Genomic DNA, 12508 nt, shown 5'->3' with positions numbered 1-12508 from the left:
TCCCCAGATTATCTTTATGTATGTGCATCATTCGTGCACTTTTTTAATGATAATGCTTTGCATTGCGGCTACGCAACGCACTGTTGCGTAAAAGTGGCGTTGGTGACAATCTTTAAATGCTGAATCCATTCATCTTGGTGAGATAGGGCTTTCTATGGGGAATTCTCGGCGAGTTACGGCAGGACTGTTGGCAGGGTTGATCAGTCTGCCGCTTTCAGGTGTTGCCTTGGCAAGCGCGGCATCGCAGCCAGTCGATGCTTCTGCTGCGGCGGCGATGTCGCCGCTTGCGACTCAGCTTGCACAACGGGGATTGGCGGCGGGTGAGGGATATCCGGGCCTGCACAGTCTATGTAGCCTCGAAGCTCCCTTGGTTGACGCCGGCAAGCGCCATCGACACGCGGAGGGTGAGACTGCCAAAGCCAAACCCAGATCGAAGCCTTCCGCTGACAAGCGCAAGTCGCTGGGGCCGCACAAGGTATTCGACAATCTCTACTTCGTCGGCAATGGCCAGGTTTCAAGCTGGGCCTTGACCACCTCCGAGGGCATCATCCTCATCGATGCGATGAACACCCCGAATCAGGCCGAGACCATCATCGCGCCGGGCATGCGCGAGCTGGGGCTGGACCCTGCCGATATTCGCTATCTGGTAATTACCCATGGCCATGGCGACCATTACGGCGGTCAATCCTGGATCGTGGAGCAGTATGCCCCCGAGGTGATCATGACCAAGATCGATTGGGACATGCTGGATGACCCCGAGCAGCGCATCGACAACCCACGTTGGGGAGAGCCGCCAGAGCGGGATCATCAGGTCATCGACGATGAGAGGCTGACGCTGGGTGACACCACGCTCGGCATGTACATCACGCCCGGGCATACTCCCGGCACGCTGTCGTTGGTGTTCCCGGTCAAGGATGGCGATGAGGTGCATCACGCTGTGCTGTGGGGCGGGACTGGCTTCAACTTCGGGCCGGACGAAGCCAGATTGCGCGGCTACTCTGCCTCGGCGTCACGCATGCATCAGATTGCACAAGAGGCAGGTGTCGACGTCTTCCTGTCCAATCATCCCAAGCGAGATGGCACCCCCGGACGAATCGCGGCACTCGAGACTCGCAAGTCAGGCGATGCACACCCCTTCGTGACCGGCGATCAGGCACTGGGCGCGCTGGATCTGCTCAGTGATTGCACGCTGGCTCAGGCCGAGCGTCTGCGTGCCGCTCGCTGAGTCATCCTGCGGACATTGCGCGCGACAAAACGGGCCGCCCAAGATGGGCGGCCCGTTTTGTATCGACAAAGGCGCATAGAGATAGAGCATGTCGCATCAGCATGTCGTATCACATCCGGTTTGCTCAGGTGCGTGCTGAAGGTCTGTGATCAGGTATTGAGCACGACGCCACCATTGAGATGAATCGTCTGGCCTGTCATGTAGCTTGAGTCTTCGCTGGCCAGATAGACGTAGGCAGGGCCCATTTCGCTTGGCTGGCCTGGGCGTTCCATCGGTACCTGCTGGCCGAAGTTGGCGACCTTTTCATCCTCGAAGCTGGCGGGGATCAAGGGAGTCCACACCGGGCCGGGCGCGACGGCATTGACGCGAATACCGCGATCCATCAACGTGCCGGACAGTGAACGTACCAGTCCCTGGATGGCGCCCTTGGTGGCGCTGTAATCAATCAGGCTGTCATTGCCCTTGAAGGCGTTGACGGATGAGGTGGCGATGATGGAATCGCCTTTGGAGAGGTGCGGCACGGCGGCCTTGATCATGTAGAAGTGACTGAACAGATTGGTCTTGAAGGTACGCTCGATCTGCTCATCATCGATCTCGGTCACGTCATCCCAGTCGTACTGCTCGGCGGCATTGTTGACCAGAATATTTATCTGTCCGAATTCCTCCATCGCGCCCTCGACGACCTTGCGGCAGAAGGCCGGGTCGCCGATATCCCCTTCGATGCGGCGTCCGCGTCTGCCTTCGGCTTCGATCAATCGGATGGTCTCTTGGGCATCGACTTCTTCACTGCCCAGGTGCGTGATCAGACAATCGGCACCCTCGCGTGCGAAGTGCACGGCGGCGGCGCGACCGATACCGCTGTCACCACCGGTGATGACTGCCACCTTGCCCGTGAGCTTGCCACTGCCGCGATAGCTCTCGCGGATGTACTCAGGCTTGGGGTCCATGCGATGTTCATCGCCCGGTTGATGGTTCTGATGCTGTGGGGGCTGTTGCTGAGTCATGCCGTCACCTTTGGTTCGTTGATCGTGAATGCGCTGGTGCGCGTTCAGACGCTGAACGTCTACCCACAGATCTGTGGACGATCGCGACGGATTAAACCCTTCATGATGATTTTCTTGTTTAGCAATATTAAAACGCCCAGTTCCGCATGAAAGGGACTGGGCGTCGGAGTTAAGCGTCATCAGCAGACCTGGCGGTTGTCAGGAGGCGATATCCTCATGCTTGTCATGTATGGTGGCTGGCGTACTGGCGCCCGCTGCCATGGCCTGCGCAAGTGGAACACGCGGCTCGCTTTCCTCGGTCTGTTCTATTCCGTGCAGGCTCGGCAGATTGGCAGGATCATGCCCGGGGCCGGTTTCGAGGCTGGGCAATGCCTTGCGAATGATGCTGGCGCACAGAGCACGGTGTGCATGCAGTGTCAGACCTTCCCGCTCGAGGAATTGCAGCAGCCGAGTGGCTGAGACCAACGCGACGATGGGATGGAGATCACGAAAGTGTTCCTCGACCTGGCTGGCACTGATCGTCGCGAGTTGCTCCGGATGGGTATGCGGCATCGAAATATCCTCTTTGCGAGTTCCGATGAGTCGGAATCTTGAATGATTCTCTATGTATCACGCTGTGATGATGGCCGTAGGCTGACCTGCCTGCATCGTGACCCAAGTGCCGTCCCTTGCATGACAACCATCGATCAGAGTGAAGATTCATACTGAGAGTGTTCGCTTTGAGCGAGTGCTGCGTTCTTCAATGGGTAGTATTAGAGAATTCGCGAATATCTTCCAGCCTTGATGCGCGCATGTTCTCATTTTTTATCGTGGTTTCGCGAAACTTCATGCCTTCGCGCAGGCGGATACCTGCCACGGGGTTCCGACTGTTAGACTAACGCTCCCCCATGTCGTACAGATGTCCGTCATGTTGAATATAGTCAGGATGGCCACCAAGCCACCTGACAGATGATCATTTTTCCTTCTATGGATGTGCCATGAAACGCTTTGTGCTGCTCGATACCGCGCCGATCCCCGGCACGACGGATTCGTTGTGTCTGTTCGAGTATGGCGAGGACTTCGTCATCAAGATCGAGAGCGGCAAGGGCGGGCAGCTGATGAATACCCGCATGCATGGTTCGGAAGATGCGCTGGCAGAGATTCCTGCCGGTCTGCTCAAGAGTCGCGGCACGGCCTCGGCGCCGCAGCGCGTTCTGATCGGCGGACTGGGGATGGGCTTCACGCTGGCCGCCGCACTCAAGCACTTCAAGGCCGATGCCGAGGTGGTCGTCGCCGAGCTGGTGCCGGGAGTGGTGGCCTGGAATGATGGCCCGCTGGGGGCCAAGGCGGGCTACCCGATTCGGGATCCGCGCACGACCGTCGAGAATCGCGATGTGGCCGAGGTGCTGCGTGAAGCGCCCGGCGGCTTCGATGCCATCATGCTGGACGTGGACAATGGCCCGGAAGGCCTGACCGCGGATGAAAATGACTGGCTCTACAGTACCGAGGGGCTGGCGGTATGCGCCAGGGCGTTGCGACCGGCTGGCATTCTGGCGGTGTGGTCGGCCACGGCCGATGCGCGCTTCTCGCAGCGTCTGTCGCGGGCCGGTTTCAAGGCCGATGCGCGTCAGGTGTACGCGCATGGCACGTCCGGAGCCAAGCATACGATCTGGATCGCCCGCCATGTCGGACGTTCCGCGACCTCCGAGGCCAGGCCAGCGGCGGGCAAGGGTGAGAAGAAGGGCAAGCGTGCTGGTGGCATGTTCAAGGGTGCTGGGGGGAAAGGCAGTCGCCGCCGGTAAGGTCGTGTGGCCGGGCGTCAGACTCTTTTGCTTAACATCTCGACCACCATCAACGACAACGGGCTGGCCACTGCATGTGGCCAGCCCGTTTCATATCCTGCTGGTCTACTGTCGCGCGTCAGGCGCTAGGCATCAGGAGACGTATCAGGCTGCTTCGCGCGCCTTCATGTCCTGATGATATTCCTCGGCAAGCTGTTTCTTGGTGGCCTCATCGAAGACACGGCCTGCCAGCTGGAAGACTTCCTGCTCTTCCTCATCCAGGTGGTGGGTGACCAGGTGCTGTAGCTGCTTGGCGGCGGCCAGCCAGCCGGGAGAGCTGTAATCGGTCGCTTCCAGCTTCTCTACCAGCTCGTCGATCTCGTGATGCTCGGCCACGCTGTGACGCGCTTTCTCCTGCGTCATGTCGTGTTCCATCATCGGAATGTAGAGCGCTCGTTCCTCTGCTCCCGCGTGGTGGGTCAGCGACTCCTTGAGGCGCTTGAACAGGTCATCGCGCGGCTCGCTGTCGCCTTCGGTCTGTACCAGCATGTCCAGCAGGTGGCGCTGTTCGTCGTGGGTCTCGCGCAGGGCTTCAAAAATGGTCATAGTCCGGCTCCTCATCAGCTTTGGCTTCTTGAGTTGCTTGGCAAGGCCAATGGCACATCCTGATCAATGGCTTTCCTGGTCGGGAGGACTTGCTTGCATCAGGAGGTCTTGCTTGCGCCGAAAGGCCTTGCTTGTGTCAGGTTTGTACAACTCTGGTGGCGGATCGGCGGAAGTTCAAGTGCGCAACGCCGATCGACCTTGAAAAAGGGTCTCGTCGAGGCAAGTGATGAATCATTGCCCACCTTTTGCCTGCCTCTCTTCCCGGGTCGATGTCTTGTGACTGACGCCGATGAAGTGAGCGAGCGCCGCCAGGAGCCACGACATGTCACACGATGAGACCACGCCAGTCGATTCATTCAGCTCGAAGGGGTCGCACGCGCCGGCGTTGTCCGCTTCACTTGCGGGCAGCCAACTGAACCGGCCGCCGGGTGGCGGCTGGCCATCGCTCAAGGCGGTGGAGACCTTCATCTGGCAGGAGCATCTGCCCGTCAAGGGCCACCTCAGCCTGATGAAGATGAACAAGCCGGATGGCTTCATCTGTCCGAGCTGTGCCTGGCCGAATGGGGACAAGCCCAAGGGGGCCAATTTCTGTGAGAATGGTGCCAAGGCACTGGCATGGGAGGCCACGCGTGAGCGCGTGAGCGATGAACTCTTCGCTCAGAACACCGTGAGCCAGCTTCGTGAGTGGGCGGATCATCATCTGGAGAAGGAAGGGCGCCTGACGCATCCGCTGCGCTACAACGCAGCTGAGGATCGCTATGAGGTCACCAGCTGGGAGGCGGCCTACGCCGAGATTGGTGAGCGTCTCAAACAGTATGATGACCCGAATCAGGTCGAGTTCTATACCTCGGGGCGTACCTCCAACGAGGCGGCCTTCCTGTTCTCGCTGTTCGGGCGCATGTACGGCACCAACAACTTCCCGGATTGCTCGAACATGTGTCACGAGACCACCTCGCGGGCACTGCCGGAGTCCATCGGCATCGGCAAGGCGACGGTGAATCTCGAAGACTTCAAGCAGGCCGATGCCATCTTCATCTTCGGCCAGAACAGCGGCACCAACAGCCCCCGCATGCTGGGGGATCTGCATGAGGCGCGGGGACGCGGTGCCGAGGTGGTCAGTTTCAATCCACTGCGCGAGCGGGCGCTGGTGAGCTTCGCCGACCCCCAGTCGCCGAAGGACATGCTGAGCGGCAAGGGCGTCGAGATCAGTACTCAGTATCATCAGTTGCGCATTGGCGGTGATCTCGCTGCCGTGCAGGCGATGTGCAAGTACGTGATCGAGGCCGACGATGCGCTGCGTGAGCGCAATCCGCATGCGGTGGGGCTGCTGGATCACGACTTCATCGCGCAGCATACCCATGGCTTCGACGCCTTCGCTGATCACTGCCGTGGACTCGACTGGCAGGAGCTGGTCGAGATGTCGGGCCTGACACGTGAGTCGCTGGAGCAGGCCGCGCAGACCTATCTTGAGGCGGAGCGCGTCATCTGCTGCTGGGGCATGGGTATCACCCAGCATGCTCGGGGTGGCGATACCATCCAGCAGATCGTCAACCTGCTGCTGTTGCGCGGCAATATCGGCAAGCCGGGTGCCGGGCCCTGTCCGGTGCGCGGACATTCCAATGTGCAGGGCGACCGCACCGTGGGGATCGAGAATCTGCCCACTGATGCCATGCTTGACGCCTTCGATCGAGTCTTCGATATCCAGTGTCCGCGCGAGAATGGTCATGATGTCGCTGAATGCTGTGAAGCGATCCTGCGCGGCGAGGTGCGCGCCTTCATCGGCATGGGCGGCAATTTCTTCCGCGCGATTCCTGATCAGAAGCGTGTGGTGGAAAAGGTGCGCGAGCTGGACATGACGGTGCATGTCGCCACCAAGCTCAATCGCAGCCATCTGCACCCCGGCAAGCATGGCTGGGTACTGCCGACCCTGGGGCACAGCGAGCGCGATCTCCAGGCAGGTGCCGATGGCAAGGGGGCCGAGCAGGTCACCAGTGTCGAGGACGGCATGTGCAATGTCTCGCCCTCGCGCGGTGTAATGGCGCCGGCGGACCCAGGTCTGCACTCCGAGATCGCCATCACCTGTCAGTTGGCCAAGGCGACGTTGCCGCCGCATCCCACCCTGGATTGGGATTGGCTGCAGGCGGATTACGCTCGGATCCGTGATCGCATCGAGCAGGTCTTCCCGCAGATCTTCCCCGACTACAATGCGCGCCTGGCTCAGGGCGGCTTCCATATCCGCATCGCCCCGCGTGAGCGCATCTGGCACACGGACACGGGGCGCGCCAACTTCCTGTTCCCTGAGGGGCTGGGCACCGATGAGGAGGGGTTGAACAAGGTCACCCATGAGACGCTGGACATGGATAGCACCTTCCTGCTCAGCACCATGCGGGGCCATGACCAGTTCAATACCACCGTCTACTCCAATGATGACCGCTATCGCGACGTCTACGGCACGCGCATGGTGGTGATGATCAGCCCACGGGACCTCGAGACGCTGGGCCTTCACGAGGGGCAGCGGGTGCGGCTGGAGACCGTGAGCGAGGATGGTGTCGAGCGCAGCATGGCCGGCTTCAAGCTCAAGGAATACGACATCCCTACCGGCTGTCTGGCAGCGTACTACCCGGAAACCAATGATCTGATTCCGCTGGATCACCGTGATGCGCGTAGCAACACGCCCGCCTCGAAATCGGTGCCGGTCCGGTTGCGCCTGATGGACAGCGAAGAGGTCAATGCCACGGAGGGTGTGTTGGCGAGCAGTTGAAGGGCTTCAGCATGAACCGCTAAACAAGGAAATACTTGAAAAAATTTGCATCCTGTACTTGGCGTCAGGTTTTGATGTCAGTGAAGGAGGGCGAGAGCCGCGCCACGCGCTGCACTGAAAGAGTGCGCCGCGTGGCGTTCTTGTGTCTGGCGCTCAAGATGATGCCAACGTCGGCGTACCTGAGGGGTTCGTAGGTGTTGCGCCGGGCTAGCCGCGAAATCTTTCTGGAGATGGCCTTGCGCTCACCTGCGCCTGTAGCCAGGCCGGATCCTGACGCCTGTGTCAGCTTCATGGCACAGGCGGTGAGCTGGTTTGTTGCGCGGCGTGAGGATGGGTGGCGTGAATCTTGCGTGGTGGTAGGGTAGCGACCGCCGCTCTGACCTCCGCCCTGCCCGCCACCTTGCCCGCGGGGCGGTGCCCGGCGTTCAGGCAGGCTGACACCCCCACAAGACTCGACGACTCACGACCGAGCTCCAGGAAGGCACTCATGGCAGAACACTCCTCACCTCATTCCGCAGACCGCACTTCAGGTCATGCTTCAGACCATGCCTCGATGGCAGGCGAATCCGGCAATGATTATCCCTTGAGCGAAGTCCCCGCTTCTGCACGACGTGGGCTGCTTTCCACCTCGATGGTGCTGCTCGGCTTCACCTTCTTCACCGCCACCATGTGGGCCGGTGGGTCACTGGGCGCGGCCTTCGAACTCAATGAGCTGATGTGGATCATCGTGATCGGCAATCTGCTGCTGGGGAGCTATGCGGCGGCGCTGGCCTACATCGCCTGCAAGAGCGGCCTCAACTCGGTATTGATGGGCCGCCTGTGCTTTGGCGAGAAGGGCAGCCGTCTGTCCGACTTCGTGCTCGGCTTCACCCAGATCGGCTGGTACGCCTGGGGCACCGCGACCATCGCCATCGTGCTGGTCAAGACACTCGGCCTGCCGGAATGGCTGACCACGCCGCTGATGGTCATCTTCGGCTTTGCTTTCTGTCTGACGGCGATGATCGGCTATCGCGGCCTGGACATGCTGTCACGTGTCGCCGTGCCGGCCATGCTGCTGTTCATCCTGTTCAGCCTCTACACCGGCATGGTCGATGTCGGCGGCATGGCGGGACTTGCGGCACTGACGCCGACGGATTCCATGAGCTGGACCGCCGCCATCACCGCGGTGATCGGCACCTTCATCAGTGGCGGCACTCAGGCGACCAACTGGAGCCGCTTCGCGCGCTCGCCGAAGATCGCCGTGATCGCCACGCTGGCGGCCTTCTTCGTCGGCAATGGCTTGATGGTGCTGACCGGTGCGCTGGGCGCGATGATCTATCAGCAGGCTGATATCGTCGATGTGATGATCGCCCAGGGGCTGGTCAGCCTCGCCGTGCTGATGCTGTTTCTCAATATCTGGACCACCCAGGACAATACCATCTACAACTTCGCGATCGCCGGCTGCAATCTGCTGCGCACGCCGCATCGTCAGCGCGTCACCCTGGGCGGCGCGGCTATCGGCACGGTGCTGGCGGTACTCGGCATGTATGAGTGGCTGATCCCATTCCTGATTCTGCTCGGCACCTTCATCCCGCCGATCGGCGGCGTGATAATGGCCAACTTCTGGCTCGGTCACAAAGGACAGTATCCGCGCCTCGCCGAGATGCCCAAGGTCGATTACCACTGGCCGGGCCTTGCCGCCTACGCCATCGCCTGCCTGTGTGCTTGGAGCTCACCCTTCATGCCGCCGGTCGTGGGTGTCGTGATCGCCTTCGTCGTCTACGGCGGACTGATCAAGCTTGCCAGGGTGGAGCTGGTCAACAAGACGGCAGCGTGAGTCGTTGAGCGTCTGGTGTGAAGGCCAGAGGAATATGAAGCGCCCAACGAGTCTTGGACTCGTTGGGCGCTTTTCATGTGTGAAGAAGCTTCAGGGTGGAGCCACCTCAGGGAGGGCCACTTGATGCACAACATGGTTGTGCATAGAATGAGGGGAAAAAGGTGCTGCCATGGCGGTGGAATTCAGGGATGAGTGGCTCGAGAGCTTCTACGAGCGAGATGTTGGTCACCGCAAGATACCTGCGGCGCTCTCCAGTTCGCTCTATCGCAAGTTGCAGATTCTCGATGCCGCAAGCCAGGAGTCTGATCTGAGGATTCCGCCAGGCAATCGTTTCGAGCATCTACAGGGCAATCTCGCAGGTTATTGCTCGATTCGCGTCAACAAGCAGTATCGACTCATCTTTCGATGGGAGGCAGGGATTGCCCATCAAACATATCTAGACCCGCATGCTTACAAGGGCTAGAGGAGGTAGCAGTGATGAGAAATACTCAGCGGCGACCACTGACGGTAGGCGAGATGTTGACGGCAGAGTTTCTGGAGCCGATGGGCATCGACATTCGCACCCTGGCCGAGGCGATGGGAGTGCACAGAAATACCTTGAGTCGTATCGTGCATGACAAGGGCACCTTGACGGCCCCGATGGCCATCAAGCTGGCGGCTGCGCTAGGCAATACGCCGGAGTTCTGGCTCAACATCCAGCATGCCGTAGAGCTCTGGGATGTGCGACATCGTGCCTACGCGCAGGATGCCAAGGGCGTGCGTCGCATAACGCCGCAAGTTGATGCCACCGAGCTTGCCTCGCATTGACGTCCTGCGCGCTTCACGGCGAGTGATTGAGATGGCGTGAGCCCGAGAGCTTATGCCCAGCAATACAAAGCCCCAGCCTGACACTCAGGCTGGGGCTTTGTGCTTTTTGCATTCGGTAACACCTCGTCGTGCCGCTCGGTTAGATCAGGCGGTTGCTGGCTTCACCTGAATTACCAGACAGACAGCGATCAGCGCCATGCCGAGCCAGCCGAGCGGTGCGATATGTTCCCCGACGAAGGTCACGGCGAGCAGCGCGGCGACCAGCGGTTCGAACAGGGTGAGCAGGGTGGCCTTGCTGGCGGCGACGGTCTTCAAGCCGTAGCCGAAGGCGATATAGCCGAGGAACATCGGCACCAGTGCCATGTAGAGCGCGACCGATGTGTTGCCGGGGGTGGCGAACAGGCGCGGGTCGGCCACCAGCATGCTGAGGCCCAGGCCTGCGATCAACGCGATACCGGCGACGCCGAACAGGCTGCCCATGGCAGCGCGGGCGTGGGTGCCATGGTCCATCATGCGCCGGGCGATCAGTGAATAGGCGGCGTAGGTCGTGCCGGCGATGATGCCCAGCACGATGCCGGCCAGGCGTTGCCAGTCAGCGTCAGGCACGCTCACTGACCCTGTCGCCATCGGGTCGCCGCTGGCGCTGATGGTGGCAATGTCTCCGCCATGAGTGGCCGTTTCGCCCATCGCCATCATCACCACACCGGCAATGCCCAGCGCGAGGCTGAGATACCAGCTCAGCGTGAGTCGGTGGTGGCCGAACAGGCGCTCCAGAATCGCCGCGGCCAGTGGTGCCGTGGCGATGGTGATCACCGTGCCGATGGCGACGCCGGCCAGATGCATCGAGGAATAGAAGGCCAGCGGGTAGATGACGACACACACGGCGCCGAGCAACACCCGGCTCTTCTGCGCCAGCAACAGGCCCAGACAGCCCATGATATTGGGCCGCGCGATCACTGCCTGTAGCAAGCCGCCGACGCCCATGGCGAAGGCGCCAGTCGCCAGCGGACTGACATCCTGATTGAAGTGGGCCGCCGTGCCGGTGGTACCCCACAGCAGCGCGGCAAACAGAACGGCCAGGCTACCCATGCCGGTCGACCTTGAAGAGGCCGCGATATCAGTGCGAGTGGTTGTCATGGTGATGTCCTTGCGTATCTTGCCAATCCCTTGGCCGTTCTCAGTCGCCGCATGAGTCTTGGCAAAAGTGTGCTGAAACCACTTTCGGGGAGTTGAGTTGCCGCGCCAGCTGGCTGCCGATCAGGGCGCTCACTCCCACTTGCCAACAAATCCCTGGTCGTCAGGCGTCGTGACGCTGCCATGGCGCCGTTTCTTGCTCCGACCCTTGCTTGGTATCGCGGCCATGCTCGGTATCGCTCCACGGATCACGCTTACCCCAGTGGGCAGTGTCGACGTGTGTATCAGCTTGAGCGTCGCAGGCCGTGTCAGGTGTCGTCCAGGCCGCGAGGTCTGCCTGCGGGCTGGCCATCGGCGCCTGCGTTGCCTGCGGACGCAGTTGCAGCATCAGGCAGGTCATGATCAGCACCATGCCGATGGCCCCCATCAGTGTGAACTGCTCGCCGACCACGATGACGGCCAACAGGCCCGCCACCAATGGCTCGAACATGGTCAGGACTGTCACCCGGCTGATTGGCACGCTGGCGAGCCCGCGTCCGAATATGAGGCTGGCCAGCAGCATCGGGATCAGCGCCATGTAGATGGCAACCGCCGAATTCACCGGCGTGGCAAACAGGCGCGGATCGAGGAACAGGCAGCTGATGACCAGGCCGATCAACAGCAGGACGCCGGCACAGCCGAACATCGCCCCCATGGCTGCACGGCGATGCACGCCCAGCAGCATCATGCGTCTGGCAAGCAGCGAATAGGTGGCGTAGCTCGCGCCGGCCAGCACGCCCAGCCCGATACCGATGAGCTTGCGGCTCTCGCTGGCAACGCCGCTGGCAGTGGCGTTTGCCGCCGTGTCCGCCAGGCGTGTCTCCCCCATGGCCATCAGCCCCACGCCGGCCATGCCCAGCATCAGCGCCGCGTACCAGCGCGCACTGACGCGCTTGCGATCCAGCACATATTCCAGCACCGCTGCCGCCAACGGCGCCGTGGCGATGGTGATCACGGTGCCCATCGCGACGCCGGTGTATTCCATGGCCGAATAGAAGGCCAGCGGGTAGACGATGATGAACAGTGCTGCCCACAGCACGAGATGCTTGTTGACCAGCAGGGCGGCCAGCTCCTCATGGAGGATTCGTCGCGACAGCACAGCCTGCAGAATGCCGCCAAAGCCCATGGCGAAGGCGCCGGTGACCAACGGGCTGACATCCTGATTGAAGTGGGCGGCGGTGCCGGTCGTGCCCCATAGCAGGGCGGCCGTGAGGACGGAAAGATTGCCGATCTGGCGTTCCAGCGCTGGGCGGAAGGGCGTCCGGGAGAAGGAGTGCTGCATGGTGGATGGCTCGCAATGAAGTGTGTCTCGGTGTGCACGAGATTACGCCTCATCGCGAGGATATATTGTGCTGA

10 protein-coding genes and 1 pseudogene are annotated in these 12508 nt (G+C 61.0%); 6 read left to right on the top strand and 5 right to left on the bottom strand.

Features of this window, described 5'->3' with window-relative positions:
* The first annotated feature begins 154 nt into the window (after nt 1-154).
* The gene (locus tag FLM52_09690; protein ID NVN56060.1) at nt 155-1225 is read left to right on the top strand and encodes an MBL fold metallo-hydrolase; all 1071 of its coding nucleotides are present in this window, start codon (nt 155-157) and stop codon (nt 1223-1225) included.
* Between the two features lie 149 nt (nt 1226-1374).
* On the opposite strand, the gene FLM52_09685 is transcribed toward FLM52_09690, so the two are convergent.
* Nucleotides 1375-2229, bottom strand: a complete 855-nt coding sequence (locus FLM52_09685) for an SDR family oxidoreductase (GenBank protein NVN56059.1) — start codon at nt 2227-2229, stop codon at nt 1375-1377.
* 198 nt (nt 2230-2427) lie between these two features.
* Nucleotides 2428-2781, bottom strand: a complete 354-nt coding sequence (locus FLM52_09680; GenBank protein NVN56058.1) for a hypothetical protein — start codon at nt 2779-2781, stop codon at nt 2428-2430.
* 425 nt (nt 2782-3206) lie between these two features.
* Here FLM52_09680 and FLM52_09675 point away from each other — a divergent pair.
* Nucleotides 3207-3887: pseudogene (locus tag FLM52_09675) on the top strand (hypothetical protein).
* Nucleotides 3888-4154: 267 nt separating this feature from the next.
* Here the strand turns inward: FLM52_09675 and FLM52_09670 are convergent.
* The gene (locus FLM52_09670; GenBank protein ID NVN56057.1) at nt 4155-4595 is read right to left on the bottom strand and encodes a hemerythrin domain-containing protein; all 441 of its coding nucleotides are present in this window, start codon (nt 4593-4595) and stop codon (nt 4155-4157) included.
* Nucleotides 4596-4917: 322 nt separating this feature from the next.
* Between FLM52_09670 and FLM52_09665 the strand changes: the two genes are divergently transcribed.
* The 4 genes from FLM52_09665 to FLM52_09650 all read left to right on the top strand — a co-directional run bounded on the left by FLM52_09665 (nt 4918) and on the right by FLM52_09650 (nt 9979).
* Nucleotides 4918-7356 (top strand): FdhF/YdeP family oxidoreductase, encoded by a 2439-nt coding sequence (locus FLM52_09665; protein NVN56056.1) that lies wholly within the window; start codon nt 4918-4920, stop codon nt 7354-7356.
* Nucleotides 7357-7909: 553 nt separating this feature from the next.
* On the top strand, nt 7910-9172 hold the full coding sequence (gene codB / locus FLM52_09660; protein ID NVN56055.1) for a cytosine permease: 1263 nt from the start codon (nt 7910-7912) through the stop codon (nt 9170-9172).
* A gap of 169 nt (nt 9173-9341) precedes the next feature.
* The gene (locus tag FLM52_09655; protein ID NVN56054.1) at nt 9342-9635 is read left to right on the top strand and encodes a type II toxin-antitoxin system RelE/ParE family toxin; all 294 of its coding nucleotides are present in this window, start codon (nt 9342-9344) and stop codon (nt 9633-9635) included.
* 14 nt (nt 9636-9649) lie between these two features.
* On the top strand, nt 9650-9979 hold the full coding sequence (locus FLM52_09650; GenBank protein NVN56053.1) for a HigA family addiction module antidote protein: 330 nt from the start codon (nt 9650-9652) through the stop codon (nt 9977-9979).
* Nucleotides 9980-10123: 144 nt separating this feature from the next.
* Here FLM52_09650 and FLM52_09645 read toward each other — a convergent pair whose 3' ends face one another.
* The gene (locus FLM52_09645) at nt 10124-11116 is read right to left on the bottom strand and encodes an EamA family transporter (protein ID NVN56052.1); all 993 of its coding nucleotides are present in this window, start codon (nt 11114-11116) and stop codon (nt 10124-10126) included.
* A gap of 160 nt (nt 11117-11276) precedes the next feature.
* Nucleotides 11277-12434: an EamA family transporter gene (locus FLM52_09640; protein NVN56051.1), complete on the bottom strand. Its 1158-nt coding sequence runs from the start codon at nt 12432-12434 to the stop codon at nt 11277-11279.
* Nucleotides 12435-12508: the final 74 nt, after the last annotated feature.

It is taken from the genome of bacterium Scap17, assembly GCA_013376735.1.
In the GTDB taxonomy this organism is placed as follows: domain Bacteria; phylum Pseudomonadota; class Gammaproteobacteria; order Pseudomonadales; family Halomonadaceae; genus Cobetia.
This window is presented reverse-complemented; position numbering and strand designations above follow the sequence as displayed.

Coding starts and splice junctions, on each gene's coding strand:
- FLM52_09690 (NVN56060.1), top strand. CDS start 155: ATGGGGAATTCTCGGCGAGTTACGGCAGGACTGTTGGCAGGGTTGATC.
- FLM52_09685 (NVN56059.1), bottom strand. CDS start 2,229: ATGACTCAGCAACAGCCCCCACAGCATCAGAACCATCAACCGGGCGAT.
- FLM52_09680 (NVN56058.1), bottom strand. CDS start 2,781: ATGCCGCATACCCATCCGGAGCAACTCGCGACGATCAGTGCCAGCCAG.
- FLM52_09670 (NVN56057.1), bottom strand. CDS start 4,595: ATGACCATTTTTGAAGCCCTGCGCGAGACCCACGACGAACAGCGCCAC.
- FLM52_09665 (NVN56056.1), top strand. CDS start 4,918: ATGTCACACGATGAGACCACGCCAGTCGATTCATTCAGCTCGAAGGGG.
- codB (NVN56055.1), top strand. CDS start 7,910: ATGGCAGGCGAATCCGGCAATGATTATCCCTTGAGCGAAGTCCCCGCT.
- FLM52_09655 (NVN56054.1), top strand. CDS start 9,342: ATGGCGGTGGAATTCAGGGATGAGTGGCTCGAGAGCTTCTACGAGCGA.
- FLM52_09650 (NVN56053.1), top strand. CDS start 9,650: ATGAGAAATACTCAGCGGCGACCACTGACGGTAGGCGAGATGTTGACG.
- FLM52_09645 (NVN56052.1), bottom strand. CDS start 11,116: ATGACAACCACTCGCACTGATATCGCGGCCTCTTCAAGGTCGACCGGC.
- FLM52_09640 (NVN56051.1), bottom strand. CDS start 12,434: ATGCAGCACTCCTTCTCCCGGACGCCCTTCCGCCCAGCGCTGGAACGC.